Raw genomic sequence first — 17,177 nt, forward strand, 5'->3', positions numbered from 1 at the left:
AAAATTCCTTTCCTCATCTTTTCTCCATTGTAGCACCTCTGAAATACGAATGCACGTTCTTGTTAATAGTAGGATGAAAAAATAAAGAGCTTCTACCAGGGGTAAAAGCTCAAGTTCACCTTTATTCTTTCTTAGTTAACTGTAATGCTTTTTTAATATCTTTAAAGGAGTTTGACTGTCCATACATTAAGACGCCGCCACGATATACGTGAGCCCCAAATATCGCTAAGAAAATAATAGTTGTTACAAGGATAGCTATTCCTAATAGAGCCTCCCAGACAGGAATTGTCAACATTCCAACACGTAGAAACATGATCATTGGTGTAAAGAACGGTATATAAGATGTTATCGTGATAAACGGTGCATCAGGCTTTCCCAGGCCAAACATAGCAATCATAAATCCAGCAACAACGAGCATGGTCATTGGCGTAATCATTTGTTGAACATCTTCAATTCTGCTGACAAGTGACCCGAGAAATGCTGCAAGTGTTGCATAAAGAAAATAGCCTAGAATAAAGAAAATGACCGCGTACACGATCGTATCTCCAGGGATATCACCAAAACCATATACACCAAAAAAACCTTCTTTTAAGGATTCCATATTTTGTTTAAACGAGAAATAGCCTACAAACAGGAATACAGCAAGTTGTGTCAGGCTTAAAAGACCTATTCCGATTATTTTTGCAAACATTTGCTTAATCGGTGAGACACTTGATATTAAGATTTCCATTACCCTTGAAGATTTTTCTGTCGCAACTTCCATCGCAATCATATTTGCATACATAATTACTGAAAAATAAATGATAAATAGCAGGACGTAGACAAGACCCCTTGCTTGATTTAATTCCTCCTCTGTTTTTGCGTTCTTCTCAAGGGCAATTTTCTCAAAAGAAACAGGTTCATAAAGCTTTTGAAGCTGGACGGGTGTCAGATGGATATGAGAAGCTGCGAGCATTGTTTTTAATTGCTGGAGGCTCGTTTGAAGATCAGTAAACAAGGCTGAATCAGCAATACTCATGGCTTTAAATTGTGCTTCTGGCAGTTTTTCATCATTGAAACTGAGCAGAAGAATTCCTTGATAATCTCCCTTTTCTACCGCTTTTTCAGCTTCAGCTTCACTGCCCTCGTAAAGAGACAGTTTAATATTTTTATTAATTGATCTAACTTGTTTTTCCAATGGTTTGTATAATTGTCCTGTTTCATCTAAAACAACAACCATTTCTTTCCCATCATTTTTATCAAATATATCAATGATATTTGATAAGTTAGTTAAGACTAAGACGATTACAACCGTTAAAAGGGTTGTGATGATAAAAGATTTTGTTTTTAATTTGTTTATATAAGTATGGAATAAGATAATCCAAAAACTATTCATAAGAGTCACCTACTTTCTCAATAAAAATATCATTTAAGGAAGGCTCTTCAAGAGCAAATTTCCGAATAAGCCCTTGATTTACTATCTCTTTAAGAATTTTTTCGGCTATGTCCTCTCCTTCAATTTGTAGATGAATTCCTTCCATAGTAGGTTTTGACTTAACAACACCAGGATAACTTTTTAAGGAATCTAACGAAAAGTCAGCATGAATAACCAAGTTCTTTTTACCAAACGACCGCTTTATTTCTTTTAATGAACCATGGACCACTGGACTTCCTTTGTGTAAAATGCAAAGATGCTCACACATTTCTTCTACATGTTCCATCCGGTGACTCGAAAACACGATGGTTGCTCCACTTTCTTTTAAGGATAAAACTGATTCCTTCAACATTTCCACATTTACCGGGTCAAGCCCGCTAAATGGCTCATCAAGAATTAATAATTTCGGTTTATGTACAACAGCCGCAATGAATTGAATTTTCTGTTGGTTCCCCTTGGAAAGTTCTTCGACTTTTTTATTCTCATACTCTTGAATTTTAAATCGCTCAAGCCATGACCTTAATTCTGTAAGTGCCTCCGTCTTTTGCATCCCTCTTAATCTTGCTAAATAGACAATTTGGTCACGGACTTTTAGTTTTGGATACATGCCTCGCTCCTCCGGAAGATAACCGACTAAGTGACTCGAAGAATAATTAATCGGCTTCCCGTCCCATGTAATCTTTCCACCGCTCGAATCGAGTAGACCTAAGATCATACGGAATGTCGTTGTTTTTCCTGCTCCATTTGCCCCTAAAAAGCCAAACATTTCTTTCTCGGGTATTTCTAAAGATAAATCGTCAACTGCAGCAAAATCTCCAAACCTTTTCGTGACATGTTCAAGTATCAGACCCATTTCACACACTCCTCTCCATTTAATTACGAATATTACACAATATGGTTTCACTTTCTTTTTGCGCTTTTTTTTTAATTATGTGAAAATATTAAGTATCACTAGTTTATTAAGGGGTTGGTGGAATGAAGACTTATAAATTAACAGCATTTGAAACCAATGGAGAAAAGATTTTAGACGAATCTATTCAGGCTGAACATGATGAGGCTGCAAAAGAATTAGCCGAAAAGATGTTAACTGAAAAAAACTTATTAGAACGTACACATCGCTGCACCTCGCCAAGTGGAAAGTTATTACTGTTTCATTCTTAAAAAGGCTAAAAAACAAAGAAGCCGGGTGGCTTCTTTGTTTACTTTCCTATAAATCTAGGTGGCCTTTTTTCAATAAATGCTCGAATTCCTTCTTGGTGGTCAATCGTTTCACGCATTTTTTGTTGGGAGAGTTTTTCTAATTCTAATATTTTTAGTAAATATGGACGATTCATGTCTGCCAATATTTTTTTTGTTTTTATCATTGCTTGAACCGGTTTGCTTAACCAATCTGCGATTCTAGCATCTAATGTCTCCTGAAGCGTTCCAGTGGCTACCTCTTCAATTAACCCCAACTCTAATGCCTCAGCAGCATTCATCATTTTACCGTCCCAGATTACGTGTTTCGCTTTTGCTTCTCCTAATTTTTTCTCTAAAAAGAAATGGGCACCTCCATCAGGAATCAAACCAATTCCGATAAAATTCATTGCAAACTTACTAGTCTTTTCGGCAATGATATGGTCTGTAGCTAATGCTAGGCTGAATCCCAAGCCTGCTGCTGCCCCTGATACAGCGCTAATCGTTAATTTTGGCATACTATAAAGAGTAATAATAAGCTCGCTAATGCTATCCATGACTGGATAAAATTCATTTTCATTCATGCTAGAAATCATTGTTTTAATATCACCGCCGGCTGAAAAGGCTCTACCTTTTCCGGTTATTACAACAATATCAATTTCATCGGATTCACTGATTTCTTTAAGCTTGCAGACAAGCCCCCTAATCATATCTGGGTCCATTGCGTTTAAAGCTTCGGGTCTATTCATTTCTAATGTTGCAACACGGCCAGCAATCTTCACATTCACCTTATCGGTAATAAAATTTATCGACATGCCAAACCCTCCCATCCTCTTGTCAATTCCATTATATAGGGAATCGATAGGATAAATAAATAAGAGTTTTTAAAATATAGTGAATTTTCTATAACCTAATCTTTTTCTTATCACAGTCAAAAAGGCAAAGGAATACCCACTGAAAATTAAATCAATACAGTGAAAATTATTTAGATAATAGTTCAAAACCAAAAAAGATATCAACGGCTCTGCCACTGATATCTTTGCAAGGGTTATTTTTTAATAATGTTCATCCTTCTTAAAAACTCAATTGGCTGCTGCTTTCTAAAATGTTCTTTGACCATATATGCAACACCATGTTCATTCTCTGATCTGGTAACCCAATCGGATGCTCTCTTTACTTCGAAATCGGCATTCCACATTGATACTCCTAGACCTACGGCTTCAAGCAATGGAATATCATCTAGTCCATCACCGATATAGACCATTTCTTTTCGATGGATTCCAAGTTGGCTCGCTAGGTAGGATAAACCTGATAACTTTGAAACACCCACGGGTACAATATCTAACCGTAATAAGTCAAGCTCAATCAATTCAATCTCTGTAAACATTTTTCTAAGCGCCTTTTTGGCATCTTGAAGGTCACTCTCTTCTTCAAAATATACTTCAATCTTAGGCGGGCTCACTGGTTGGTCATGTAAATATTCCGATAGTGATGAAACAAATTGCTGCGAATAGAAGACTGGATCTCCTGAGGTAAAAACGGTTTTAGCCAACAAATTATTATTTAGCTTTAATTTATTTGCTAATGAAAATTGTTCGTGGACTAGACGAATTTGACAGGGCAGGGCCTCTAAGAAGCTTACTGTATCGTAGGTTATATCTTCATTTATCCTTTTCACATAAATTGGTTTGTCCTCTGAACTGGCAATAAAAGCTCCTTGATGAGTGATTAATGGTGATTTTATTTTTAAGGCCTTCGCTACTTTCCTTGTAGAAGGAAAACTCCTTGATGTAACGAGTGTGACATAGATCCCTTTTTGTTGAACATATTCGATTGCTTCTTTTGTTGATTTATGAATTTTTCCATTTGTTTGAAGAAGTGTGCCATCAATATTTAAAGCAAGCAAGCGATAAATCATTACGTTGCCCCCTGTTCTTGGTGAATTAGCCTTTATATCACTTTTATGATTTTTTAGGCATTTATAGAACAGAAAAGCGGAAGCTTTACCTTGCAGGCATATTGACCAAAGCATGGTCCTTAGGTAGGGGTGAAATTATTAATTGATTGTCCCTGCTAACTGGCCTGTTGATTTCCACTCCGGGCACTCGCTTTCCGCGGGGAGGTCCGGAGCCCCCTCGGCGCTTTGGCGCCTCCGGGGTCTCCCGGTGACCTCTCGCAGGAGTCGAGTGCCCTCCGCTCCAATCAACAGGGAGGCAAATTAACCTAAAGCATTGCAACATTCTTTTTCTAGCCCAACTAAATCTTCTGATATAAGTTCATCAATAGACACAAATTCATATTCTTTTGGCTAAACTCTTTTGGCTTAAACATTGATTTCACACTTATTCTTAATATTTTTTGGCTGTTTTAGAAGATAATACTGTTATAAATCAATGATCAGATAATTAAAAGGGATATTTTGTGTAAAATTACACTTCAACATTTGAACATTCATGATATATTAATCGTCTTTTTTCTTCAATGAGCGAATTTTAGAGTTTTATGAGCGAATAATGAGCTTTTATGAGCGAGTTTAAGAAGCAACATTCTTTTAGAAAAGAGCGTATTTTTTAGATGAATTGAAGAGCTTAAATTGAATACTACACCGTTAATTGGAGCGGAAGGCGCGAAGACTCCTGCGGGAGTACGGGGCAGAGGAGACCCCGCAGGAGCAAAGCGACGATTGTGCTAAATTTGTTTGCTGCACTTATTGTTATCTATGTGTTAATTTATTCTGTGAAATTTAATCGGTCCTATTCAAAAGAAAACAGCCCAGTAACAATCTAATTCAATTAACGAATTAATACAAACTTTCTAGTAAAACTATTTAAGCGAAATAATGCTAACGATTTTGTTATGGGGAATATTATTTGCTATAGGAAATAATGTTAGTCAATATTGGATTACCTTTTCGGCTCCAGAAGCTCCTGATATCGCTAACGGATTATTTTTAACTGGCGGTAACTTAAGGGGATAATTGGTACAATAGTAGGTGGATTATTTATTTCAAAAATATGGAGATACGGTACAAAATAGTGTCTAAATCGAATAGAAAAATAATCATTAGATTTTTACTGGAAGGAGCAACACTATGAAAAAGTTGATGATGAAAATGCTGTTCATTTTGAGTACATTAACACTTATTAATGGTTGTTCACAGAATAATACAAATAATAATAGTGATAAAATGGATAAACAAAAAGAGATGAATACTAGCCAAACTAAAGATAGCCAAAAGACAACTTTACCACCTAAGATAGATCCCATTCAAGAGCAATTAAAAAAGATGACTTTAAATGAGAAAATCGGGCAAATGATAATCGCAGGTTTTGATGGTACAACTGTTAACACAAATACACAAACCCTTATTAATAAATACAAGCTGGGCGGGTTAATCCTATATCAAACGAATGTTAAGGATGCTCCTCAATTAGTAAACTTAACAAATAATATTAAAGCTACAAACAGCAAGAATAAGATTCCATTATTTATATCCATCGACCAAGAAGGTGGAAGGGTAAACCGAATGCCATCATCAATCAAAAACACACCCAGTGCAAGAATCATTGGAAATAAAAATGATGAAAAATACGCATTTAATATCGGTAAGGTAATCGCAACTGAATTGCAAGCTTTCGGATTTAACACAGATTTCGCTCCCGTTCTAGATATCCAAAGTAATCCTAATAATGCTGTTATTGGGGACCGTTCATTTGGATCAAATTCCAGTGTTGTTTCAAAACTGGGGGTTAGCATGATGAAAGGTATCGGTTCTGGGAAAATCATTCCGGTTGTAAAACATTTCCCTGGACACGGAGACACTTCCGTTGATTCTCATTTGGAACTACCATTAGTAAAGAATGATCTTACAAGACTAAAAAAGGTTGAATTAGTTCCTTTTAACAATGCTTTCAAAAATCACGCTGATATGGTGATGGTTGCTCACATATTAGTTCAAAAAATTGATCCTAATTATCCGGCATCTATGTCCAAAACCATTATTACAAATCTATTGCGTAATCAATATGGATTTGGGGGGGTTGTCATTTCAGATGATATGACAATGGGTGCTATTGTAAAGCACTACAAGTTGAAAGATGCAGCTGTAAGGGCTGTAAATGCGGGGAGCGACATTATTTTAGTTGGTCATGGAATGGAAAATGTGGCTACTGTCTACAACAGTATTTATTCAGCAGTGACAAATCATACTATTTCAGAAGATACTATAAATAAGAGTGTATACAGGATTTTAACTTTGAAACATAAATATCATATTAATAATAATAAAGTTTCACCTGTAAATGTAAATAATCTAAATTATCAACTAACAACAACTATTTCAAATACTACGACAACGAATATAGCAAAGAGTAAATTACTTTTAAATATAGCAACTAAAGCAAAGGATGGTTCGATACTAAACTCTGATTTTCATCTAAAAAGCACCACAATTGATGAAGTAAGAAAGATCTGGGGAAAAGAAGATAAATGTGATTATGTTGATACAGCTAAAGGCACTTATTGCACATATAGCAAAAAAAATGTTGTTGTGGCTTATAATAAAGGGCAGCAATTGTTTGAGATTCGATCTTATGATCCGAGTTTAAAAACCTTAACCAAAGAGGATATAAAGAAATATTTTGGTTCTCCGAAATCAGATGTTAAAACAAGTAACAAGGAAGAAATTATCAGCTATACAGTTGGAACCCATACCTTAAAGTTTGTTTTTTCTACTAGGACTCAAATCTTGTCTCTTGATCATTACTCTATATATAACTCAGCCCTAGCTAAATATAATATGGCAAGTTAAATTAAATGTAATAAAACATTTTTTTGAAGTAAGGTAATTTTAGAAAAATATTTTTAACAATTAGAAGAAAATACAAGGCACCTCAAGGAAAAGCGCAATGTATGAAATATATAAACATGCATGAATGATATTAGAAATTAAGCCAACTAATAATTTTAACGATATATTTTATAAATCAAATTCTTAATCGGTTTACGATTAAGATGGTAGAAAGATGAAGTCTTAATGTTGAAAACTGACCGTTTTCATTAAATTTAAGATAGCCCCAGTCTTTTCAAAGAAAAAAGAAATATGCTTATTTCCTTTGACTTGGCTGGGCTTTTTGCATTGTATAAACCAATCATCCAATACCGATTGATTGGTACCGTAATATATGGTTAGTTTTATTACTAGTCTTGTTATTTTTGAAATTCATGGGAAACAATTAATGGTTTTGAAAAAGAAAAATCCCCTGATAAATTCAGGGATTTTTCTCTGTAGATTTTTTGAAGAATCATCCGATTGTTGAAACTTTATAATAAGTGGAGCTTTGATTTAACAGAATTGGAAACTCTGTCTATGTTATCAAAGGAGAGTGTAAGTTCACTAATCTTAGAACAAAGCATTAATCAGTCTATTACAGTTTTCTTCCAATTTTGGCCGTCAAAAAGAAAACAAGTGAAATCAAGGTTTGAGTTCCTCTTATAATTGACAGGTCTCTATCATTGTGTAGATTTTGATAATCATGCTCTACTTTTACAGATAGTAGCAAACATAGTGGGTGGTCTTTAGTACCAGTCACTTTTTTGTGTGTTTTTCTTATGTTTATATAATCAGTTTTTTCCATCTAATTTCTTGATCACTTCAATCAAAAAACTTGTATTGTCAATATTTCAGAATACTTATACTATTATGTAGTCTTTTATAAAATACAAAGGAAGTCTAACTGTAAGTTGTATGGTAACCATGCAACTTATAAGGTTATCGGTTATTCAAATAAAAAGTTGAGAGGAGTTTCCCCCATTTTGAGAGCATTGACACCCTGTACTATACCAAGGAGGCTCTTTTTCATTCAATCCTCAAATTTCTTCATTACAGGAATACTCCTTAATAGAAACGGGTCTTTAGTAAGCTTCATATACGCTTCAGCAATTTCATTTGAACAAATTTTCCTTTCACCACTTTCTAAAGAGCCTGGAAAGTATAGTTTATGTCTAGCACCTGAGTAAACGCTCCAATACGAGTATGTCCATCAAAAGTAAAGATTACTATTTTTCCCCCAAAATCAATCACTTTTTATATCCCCTTGGAAAAGGGATTAAGTGTTTCACTCAATCCCTTTTATTTTTATTTAGTTTCCGGGTAAAATTCAGCTGGAATTGGTCCGAATTGTCTGCGGTGATACAACATCGGATCCTTTTCGCCCTTTTGAATATTAGTTACTTCTCCAATTAAGGTCGTATGGTCTCCTGCTTCGACCGTCTTAAATGTCTCGCACTCAAGGACTGCAAACGCACCTTCAATGATCGGTAATTGATTTTCGGAAAGTTCCCACTTGCATGTACTAAAGCGGTCTATATTTTTGCTCGCGAATGTCTTACAAAGCTTTTGCTGATCCCCTGCAAGAATATGAATAGCGAATTTTCCAAGTTCTGTAAACGTTTTAATCGTTGATACTTTATGGTCAATTGACCAAAGAACCATAAGAGGATCCAAAGAAACTGAAGCAAACGAGTTTACAGTTAATCCTACTGGGTTGCCATCATGATCTGTCGCTGTTACGATTGTTACACCTGTCGGGTAACTGCCCATTACCTCTTTAAATAGTTGTTGATTTGTGTCTTTTGTCATTATTACCGCTCCCTTTTATTTATTTGAGAGATTAAACTCCCACATATTTGTTCACTATTAATTAATTTTCATCAATAGTTAACACCAACATGACTACGTTCCCTATTTTTTGGTAAGAAGTGGGTACACACCCTATATGGGCAACCCTTGTTAACTATTATCCAGCCAATGAACGTTCAACAATCTCTGCAATATCCATTTTTTTGACTTTCAAGCAGTTTGGACAATTACTTCCAATCATCGTTGGATTAAGTTGAAGAGCTTGTTCTGTGCGTTCTACATTTATCCGTTTTCCTTGGGTTTCTTCTATCCACATCATGCCACCACCAGCCCCGCAAACACATAGAATCTTGTTTATTACGTTCCATTTCTAAGAGTTCCATACCAGGAATCAAGGTAAGAATTTGACGCGGAATAAACTTTACAAGAGTCCCCTATACAAACTCCGCTGCATTCATCCCACGGGTCATTTCCAAATTAGGGTTGAAACCCAGTTCCTTCGAAATGGTTTTACCAAAATCTATAACCAAAGGAAGGATTTTATCGACTTTTTCTCTTGTCATTCTTCCCGAGGCTCCAACTACCGTTAAGCTGGCGATGACCTTCTGCGTGGAATCAAAAATTGGGACGCTAACACCAACCCCATCCTCTACACGTTCTCCGAAGGAAGTCACGAATCCATTCTCTCGAATGTCGGCCAACTGATTCAGCAGCGAATCATAGCTGGGTGTTTTATTTCCTCTATACTCAGCTTTTACCTGGCCATATAGTACTCTTTGTATTGCACCTATGCCTTGCAGGTAAAAGAACGGCTGTTCAAATGAGCCTATTGCAAGGATAAATGGCTTTCCTTTAACATGATCAAGTTTAGAGTAGGTTTTATGATATTTATTAGCCTTGTTGCTTATGCTGCTAGCTAAACGTTCTGTTGTTAAAAACGGTTTGGGAGATAGGTGATGAGAAATTTACTTATATTGAGTTGCAGAGTTTCTCAAATGATATAGAACAAGGAAAAGAAGAAACCGAGAGAAATAGTCAAGAGAAGGACGCAGTAGTGGAATTGCAAGATTCGGAGTATCACTGCTTTGTTTTGCGTCCCCCAGATCACTTGTTTCACTTGCTAAGTATTGCACGACTCTCTCCATTTCTAGGTATTTCTCTGAAAAAGTTGCTCTTGATTTCAGCGAGAAAAAAGCGCTTTATATTAACTGGTTGATAGAATGGAGTTATCTGCATAGCGTTAGACTGCGTTAAGTTATCTGAATATAATATTTAATTTCATGAGGTCATCATTGATTTCTGTAATCACAAAAGAATTAGGAGTATGTGCAATCATATCCGACCTGTTAGTTTCAACGCTACGTTGTTTAACACAGGGGTAGAGGATATTCCCTATCTCATTAATTTACATTATAGGATTGTAAATCCGATTTCAATTTCATATGAAATTTGTCTAACTTGCACGTTCAGAGGGGTTGAGGTAATACAATCCTTCTTTAAATTCACCCAGCAAAATCCAGTTCATGAAGCTCCATTGGTTGCCAATGCCAACAATCAACTTTTATCTGAATTTAGATGTGCGATGATAACTGGGATTACCTGAAGAAGTGACAGTCTATCCACCCCTTTTTTCATAAAAGTTGTATTCTCCATCCCAATATCCTGCTAAGCAGGCTGAGAGGCCTCCATGACCAAATTTAATCTTTCCTTTTTGATTAAGAGCAGGTACGGATTTTAAAAAGTGGAGGATTCGTTCTCTTCGGTATCGGATATCTGAGATTCCTTTAGCAAAAAACCAAAAATCTATGGTATTATACATTCCTCTGTTTAATCCAAACTCTTTCTCGCAAAGTTGAACAAAGTGCAAATCCGGCAAATGAACAGCTTGCTGCGAATCTTGCTCCAAGCTAATTTCTGTCATACTGAACACCCTATAATTTTATATTTCTCAAAGTACTCTCTAGAGTAAGCTATGTCCTTATCAATCTGTTGTTTTAGTTCATTCAGATTGTTAAACTTCTCTTCTTTCCGAATATGGAAACAGACCACAACTCCTAATTCCTCACCGTAGATATTTTCATTGAAATCTAGCAGGTGGACCTCGTAGGTTAAAGGAAGGCCATCGTCAAGGGTAGGTCTGCGTCCCACATTCGTCACTCCATAATATGGGTTAGCTCCCCGAAACACTTGTACCCCAAATACACCTTGCTCTATTGAAGGAACGTCTGAATTCAAGGATAAATTCGCAGTGGGGAATCCAATTGTTCTACCCAGTTGCCTCCCTTTGATAACTATACCTTTCATCGCACAGATATTTCTCTTCATTACAACATCTGTTCCTTTCATAGGCTAGATTTTTCATTTCTTAAATGTAAGTGGAGTTCTAAAATCTGGATTAAGGCGACGAGCTGAATTCTATGTGATTCAGCTAGTTTTTGAAGCTCATTAAAACTCGCAAGGTGACCTCTATCATTTAATATTTCGTATAATTAAGCGACAGGCTCGCTGTTCATAATTTTTACAAAGCTTATGACTCCCTCGGTGATACCGTGTCTTTCTACAACCCTTCATTAGCACTTATCAATGGGAATACATGTCCTGGAATGAGATAAAGTCTTAAATTTGGGAGAAAAGTATCCTCAATCGGATAGAATAGTGCGAAAAGTGGAGTGTCATATACTCCAAAATCTTTCCATTGCCCATGGAAGTAAACCAAGCAGCATTCGATCATCTTTAATTTCTTACATTTCTATACAAATGGGATGTGATTGTGCAATTAACATATCCTTTTACTCATCATAATTTTTTGTAATGAAACGATTAAGTTATCTAATTCCTGACTCACTTCTATGACTTCGGGATCATTTACATTACCTTTACTCTTTGCTGTTGAGTATAGCTTGTCACGACATTTTTTAATTTGTACCTGCAATAATATAGGTTGATATAAGAACATAGTTTCAAGTCCTTTCAAAAAATTGCACATTTCGAGATATTTATCAATCATTAGGTTTATCTATTAAAACATCGGTTATCGAAAAACCTCTTATTTTCTAAAATTTTTAGACAAATAGTTTATATTTGTGAAGTTATCCATACTTGATTGGCACTTGTCTTTTGACTACTAACAATTCTGACATTTTTCCAATAGATAATTAGCTTGTTTTTTACTATCCGTGTAACCGTAAATGATATCTTGATAAATCCTTTCTTCCATTTGGTTGTACATGATAAAATACATCGAACCTTCCTTTCATTTGATTTAGGCTCTAATATTTTTATGTCTATAATCATGATTCAGAAGAAATCATAACAGGGATCGGAGAGCAACTAAGATGTTCTAATAGGGTAATAATCCGTTGAAATTTAATTTTTCCTTATTTATTTCGGTTACCGCTATTTATATAAGGAGTTTACGAACAATTCTCCTCGTATCCCATGTTTTCTATCTCTACAATTTCATTTATTTCTAATCTTACCCCTTTACAGTATTCATTTGATTACACCACTGGAAAAATACGGTAATTTTACTGCTATCGGTCTCTTCATTCGAATATGATCCAATCTGACTCTCAAAAATATCAATGGCATCATCCCCTTCCTCAGACTCAAATCTCCATCCCAAAAACGTTTGACAAGAACAACAGTTGTGAACCTGTACAATATCCATTGATCCTCCAGTTATTCTCATAATTAAGACCCTCAAGATGGAATCAGAGATCTTATGACCTAACCTAAATTCAGTACATTCCAAAACTGATTACCACAGATTGATCCAAATAAATATTTAACTATTCAATTTATTTAACCCTCTATTACTCTATCCAGTTCCTTCATAGCACTATAGACTATAGATGTGCCTCTTATCTAAGTTTTTTATAATATATTCAAGATGGTTCATTTCACTATATTCTAACTTACAATCTATTTTGTATTATCTTGCTATTTTAAAAGAAGCTTCCGTTTTCTCACTAACTTCATTCACCGTAACTCCCTCTTGTGTTTCAACAAGAACCATTCCTTCGGATGTAAAATCGAATACAGCCAAATCCGTAATCAATCGATGTACCACTTGTTGTCCGGTTAAAGGAAGTGTACATTCTTTTTTTACCTTAGATTCTCCTTGCTTATTTACGTGTTCCATGATGACGACCACTCTTTTTGCCCCCTGTACAAGATCCATGGCCCCACCCATTCCTTTAACCATTTTTCCTGGGATCATCCAATTGGCCAAATCACCTTTCTCGGAAACTTCCATTCCTCCAAGAATTGCTACATCAATATGCCCACCGCGGATCATCGAAAAAGATTCTGCACTATCAAAATAAGAAGCACCGGGTATAGCTGTCACGGTTTCTTTTCCTGCATTTATGAGATCTGGATCCTCCCCACCTGATATCGGATAAGGGCCAATTCCTAACAAACCATTTTCTGACTGTAGGAGAACATTGTATTCTTGGGGTATCTCATTAGCCACAAGGGTTGGCATTCCAATACCCAAATTAACGTTCATTCCGTTTTTTATCTCTTGAACCGCACGTTTTACGATGGTTAATCTAACATCTTTCATAAGATTATCCTCCATTTATTTTACTTATTTTTGAATAGTCAGACTGATACAACGGTACGTTTTTCAATTCTCTTTTCATAGTTTGTTGCTGATAATACACGCTGAACATAAATCCCGGGAGTATGAATTTTATCTGGATCCAATTCTCCAATCTCAACGATTTCTTCCACTTCAGCTATCGTGATTTTGCCTGCCATGGCTGCTAAAGGATTAAAGTTACGAGCCGTTTTTCGATACACAAGATTTCCGAACGGATCAGCCCTCCACGCTTTCACTAAAGCGAAATCGGCTTCAATCGCCTTTTCTAAAATATAGGTTCGTCCATTAAACTCTTTATGTCCTTTCCCTTCCGCAATTAGAGTTCCCACTCCAGTTGCGGTATAGAACCCAGGGATTCCAGCCCCTCCCGCTCGAATGCGTTCAGCCAATGTTCCCTGAGGGACCAGTTCTACTTCTAGTTCTCCACTTAAAAATTGACGTTCAAAAATTTTGTTTTCCCCGACATAAGAAGAAATCATTTTCTTAATTTGCCTATTTTCCAATAGAAGACCCAGACCGAAATCATCTACTCCACAATTATTACTCACAATCGTTAAATCTTTTGTTCCTTTCTCGCGTAAAGCAAGGATCGCTTTTTCAGGGATTCCGCATAAACCAAATCCTCCAACTATTAATGTTGCCCCATCTTGAATTTCCTGAATCACTTTCTCGAATGAATCTATGATTTTTCCTTTCATATTCCATTACCCCTTTTTTACCGTATCTGATCAGCTGATTACAAATTGTTATATGTGATCCTCAAACACACCTACCTATATCTTCAATAGTCTTCTACCATTTTCCCCTAAAATTAGGTCAACCTCTTCTTGGGTAAAATGAATATCAAATTGTTTGGCTGCTTCAGGTAGATTCTTAAAAACCTGCACCCAACGCGGAAGCCAGGATTTACTGTCCTCTGTAGCAGCACCAGCACAATTGTCGCTAGCAAATAAAATTTTATGTGCTCCAACACTGTCCCGCATAAACGCTAGTTTTCTATGAAAGTCTTCCATATTTTTGAATGCAATATCTGACCACATGGAAAGCTCCAAATACGTATTGGGATGGGCTGCTGCAATAGAGACCGCATCCTTCCACCAATGCCCTTTACCTGCATGCGCCAAAATGATCTGAAGATCCGGATACAAGGATTGGACATCGCTGATGTGGATGGGGTGGGTAAACCGTTGAATCAAAGGTGCCTGAACCGTTGACGTATGGTATGTAACCGGTATATTCCATTCCAAACACTTTTCATAGAGAGGTAAACAAACCTCATCTGCTGGATAGAATCCTGCTCCTGGATATAATTTTAAGCCCTTTAAGCCCAACTCCTTAATGCCATACTCCAATATTTCTACCGCATTTTCTCGCCGAGGGTCCACGGTAGCAAATGCAAAAAAGCGATTTTGATAGGTTTCCTGGAGCTGGCTGTAACTTTCCATCACCTTCACAAGAGGAACTTCTGCTTCCTCTCCACAAAGAACACTGTAATCAACCAGCATCGAAACCGATACATCAATCCCGGCCTGTTCCATTTCAGCCATGGTATAGGTTCCTTGTGGATCTGAATAATTGACGCTGACTTTGGGATAAATGTCATCTGGATTGCGGAAAGGAAATTTTCGGTTAGCTGCTAAACGTGCCCAACTATAGCGCATTTTGGATGGTATATATTCCTGTGCCCAAATATGCATGTGCATATCAATAATCATCTTTATCCCTTCACCCCGAGACGGCTGTTGGCCCTTTCTTTAATTAGTCGCTTATTCATTTTACCGGTATCTGTTAAGGGAAACTCTTCCCCTTTCCAAAATTGGACATATCTCGGCACACTGTAGCTTGGCAGTTTCTCTTTGCAGTACTCGATCACTTCGTTTTCGGATAATACTCTGTCTTCTTTTAATTCAAGGATCGCTGCTATGACTTCCCCTTTTACCGAATCGTCCACACCGACGATATGAGCTTCCTTAATGGCAGGGTGAGTCAACAAGCATTCCTGGATGGACAATGGAGAAACATTAATTCCTCCTGTTTTAATCATCTCTTTAATTCTACCAACGTAATAAAAATAACCATTTTCGTCAACATAACCGACATCACCGCTCAAATAATACCCATCTTTATCTATTGCGGCTTTTGTATTAATTTCATCTTTATAATACCCTGGAGTGATATATCCTCTAACACAAACTTCACCGACTTCACCAGGCTTTAGTGATATCCGCGTATCTGGGTCAACAATTTTCAAATCAACTCCAGGAAGCGGTTTTCCCTGACTAGCGAATCTAATTTCTCTATCATAAAGCCCGTCACTGACACAACAATTTCCGTAGGTTTCTGTTGATCCGTATACATTTGATAAATTCGGAACCAATTCAGCTGTTTTTTTGATTACATCACTCGGACCAATTGTAAGTCCTTTTTGCAAAGACGTGAGGTTATATTTTTGGCGATCTGGATGATTGGAGATAGCATGTGTCATGACTGGCATTCCATAGTAAATAGTGCATCGATGCTTGTCTATAAGTTCCATGGAAACTTTTGCATCAAAATTTTCTTGAATAACGATTCCTGCACCATGAGTTAGCGATGCCAAGATTGCATTAGCTGAAGCAAAGCTGAAAAACAGCGGTACAGCTAACCATAGGCGATCTCCTTCATCAATATGTTGGCGTTCTCCAATGTTGTATCCATTTTGAATTAAATCACCATGCAATAAGGTAACCCCTTTCGGTATAGCTGTCGAACCGGAAGTATACAATATATACATAATGTCGTTTGGTAATGGTGCCTGTTCTTGGAGAACGTTATTTCTAACACCTAAACCTTGGTGCAAAAGTTCTTTGTAAGCTATGGCCGCAGGAGGGACATCGTCCCCCAGAACAACAACCTGCTTTAAGTCCGGCAAATGGTCAGCTTCCATTTGATTGCGACTTGGATCGTTGATCTGAGGAACAATCATTTGCAAGTGAGCGATGTAATTGTTCTTTAAGAAACGATCCATCGTCACAAGTACTTTTGCCCCTGATTGTCTTAGTACATATTCGATATCGTCCGCTTTGTACCAAGTGTTGACGGCCACACCAATTGCACCGATTTTAGCTATACCGAACATCGCAACAAACCATTCTATACGGTTACTAATCAAAACGGCTACCCGATCTCCCTTGCGAATACCAAGTCTGTAAAGACCATTAGCGAAAAGTTCTGATTTTTTCTTCCATTCCGCAAAAGTAAGCATCTGGTCTTCGAAAAATAGTGCTTCTTTTGTTCCGTATCTTTCTGCGAGTTCGTCTAGTAAACCTGATAAAGTGCGGCTTTTGGGTCTCAATACT

At 36.7% G+C, this 17,177-nt stretch carries 16 protein-coding genes and 1 pseudogene; 2 read left to right on the plus strand and 15 right to left on the minus strand.

Features of this window, described 5'->3' with window-relative positions:
- Positions 1-121 precede the first annotated feature (121 nt).
- Complete coding sequence (locus QF028_RS20080; protein WP_429468092.1) at positions 122-1,375, minus strand: ABC transporter permease; 1,254 nt, start codon at positions 1,373-1,375, stop codon at positions 122-124.
- A complete protein-coding gene (locus QF028_RS20085; protein WP_429468094.1) occupies positions 1,368-2,267 on the minus strand; it encodes an ABC transporter ATP-binding protein in 900 nt (299 codons plus the stop codon). Before QF028_RS20085 ends, QF028_RS20080 begins: the two co-directional genes overlap by 8 nt.
- Before the next feature lie 122 nt (positions 2,268-2,389).
- On the opposite strand from QF028_RS20085, the gene QF028_RS20090 reads away from it, so the two are divergent.
- Positions 2,390-2,575 (plus strand): YhzD family protein, encoded by a 186-nt coding sequence (locus QF028_RS20090; RefSeq protein WP_098932820.1) that lies wholly within the window; start codon positions 2,390-2,392, stop codon positions 2,573-2,575.
- Positions 2,576-2,613: 38 nt separating this feature from the next.
- On the opposite strand, the gene QF028_RS20095 is transcribed toward QF028_RS20090, so the two are convergent.
- Positions 2,614-3,405: an enoyl-CoA hydratase gene (locus QF028_RS20095; RefSeq protein WP_429468097.1), complete on the minus strand. Its 792-nt coding sequence runs from the start codon at positions 3,403-3,405 to the stop codon at positions 2,614-2,616.
- Positions 3,406-3,638: 233 nt separating this feature from the next.
- Positions 3,639-4,508, minus strand: a complete 870-nt coding sequence (locus QF028_RS20100; protein ID WP_429468099.1) for a Cof-type HAD-IIB family hydrolase — start codon at positions 4,506-4,508, stop codon at positions 3,639-3,641.
- Between the two features lie 1,173 nt (positions 4,509-5,681).
- On the opposite strand from QF028_RS20100, the gene nagZ reads away from it, so the two are divergent.
- Complete coding sequence (gene nagZ, locus QF028_RS20105) at positions 5,682-7,400, plus strand: beta-N-acetylhexosaminidase (RefSeq protein ID WP_429468102.1); 1,719 nt, start codon at positions 5,682-5,684, stop codon at positions 7,398-7,400.
- 1,326 nt (positions 7,401-8,726) lie between these two features.
- Here nagZ and QF028_RS20110 read toward each other — a convergent pair.
- The 11 genes and pseudogenes from QF028_RS20110 to QF028_RS20160 form a co-directional block, all read right to left on the minus strand.
- Entirely contained in the window at positions 8,727-9,230 is a 504-nt protein-coding gene (locus QF028_RS20110) for a flavin reductase family protein (protein ID WP_429468104.1), read from the minus strand.
- 157 nt (positions 9,231-9,387) lie between these two features.
- Positions 9,388-9,643 (minus strand): annotated as a pseudogene (locus QF028_RS20115) (heterodisulfide reductase-related iron-sulfur binding cluster); the annotation flags it as partial.
- Positions 9,644-9,664: 21 nt separating this feature from the next.
- Entirely contained in the window at positions 9,665-10,195 is a 531-nt protein-coding gene (locus QF028_RS20120; RefSeq protein ID WP_429472432.1) for an IclR family transcriptional regulator domain-containing protein, read from the minus strand.
- A gap of 650 nt (positions 10,196-10,845) precedes the next feature.
- Complete coding sequence (locus QF028_RS20125) at positions 10,846-11,151, minus strand: hypothetical protein (protein ID WP_429468106.1); 306 nt, start codon at positions 11,149-11,151, stop codon at positions 10,846-10,848.
- Positions 11,148-11,576, minus strand: coding sequence for a riboflavin kinase (locus QF028_RS20130; RefSeq protein WP_429468108.1), 429 nt, complete (start codon positions 11,574-11,576; stop codon positions 11,148-11,150). Before QF028_RS20130 ends, QF028_RS20125 begins: the two co-directional genes overlap by 4 nt.
- A 430-nt stretch (positions 11,577-12,006) precedes the next feature.
- Complete coding sequence (locus QF028_RS20135; RefSeq protein WP_429468110.1) at positions 12,007-12,237, minus strand: Spo0E family sporulation regulatory protein-aspartic acid phosphatase; 231 nt, start codon at positions 12,235-12,237, stop codon at positions 12,007-12,009.
- 468 nt (positions 12,238-12,705) lie between these two features.
- A complete protein-coding gene (locus QF028_RS20140; RefSeq protein WP_429468113.1) occupies positions 12,706-12,900 on the minus strand; it encodes a hypothetical protein in 195 nt (64 codons plus the stop codon).
- A gap of 264 nt (positions 12,901-13,164) precedes the next feature.
- Positions 13,165-13,800: a 3-oxoacid CoA-transferase subunit B gene (locus QF028_RS20145; RefSeq protein ID WP_429468116.1), complete on the minus strand. Its 636-nt coding sequence runs from the start codon at positions 13,798-13,800 to the stop codon at positions 13,165-13,167.
- 38 nt (positions 13,801-13,838) lie between these two features.
- On the minus strand, positions 13,839-14,537 hold the full coding sequence (locus QF028_RS20150) for a CoA transferase subunit A (protein WP_429468119.1): 699 nt from the start codon (positions 14,535-14,537) through the stop codon (positions 13,839-13,841).
- Between the two features lie 75 nt (positions 14,538-14,612).
- The gene (locus QF028_RS20155; protein WP_429468120.1) at positions 14,613-15,554 is read right to left on the minus strand and encodes an amidohydrolase family protein; all 942 of its coding nucleotides are present in this window, start codon (positions 15,552-15,554) and stop codon (positions 14,613-14,615) included.
- A gap of 2 nt (positions 15,555-15,556) precedes the next feature.
- Entirely contained in the window at positions 15,557-17,173 is a 1,617-nt protein-coding gene (locus QF028_RS20160) for an AMP-binding protein (RefSeq protein WP_429468123.1), read from the minus strand.
- Positions 17,174-17,177 lie beyond the last annotated feature (4 nt).

It is taken from the genome of Neobacillus sp. B4I6, assembly GCF_050434045.1.
GTDB lineage: Bacteria > Bacillota > Bacilli > Bacillales > Cytobacillaceae > Neobacillus.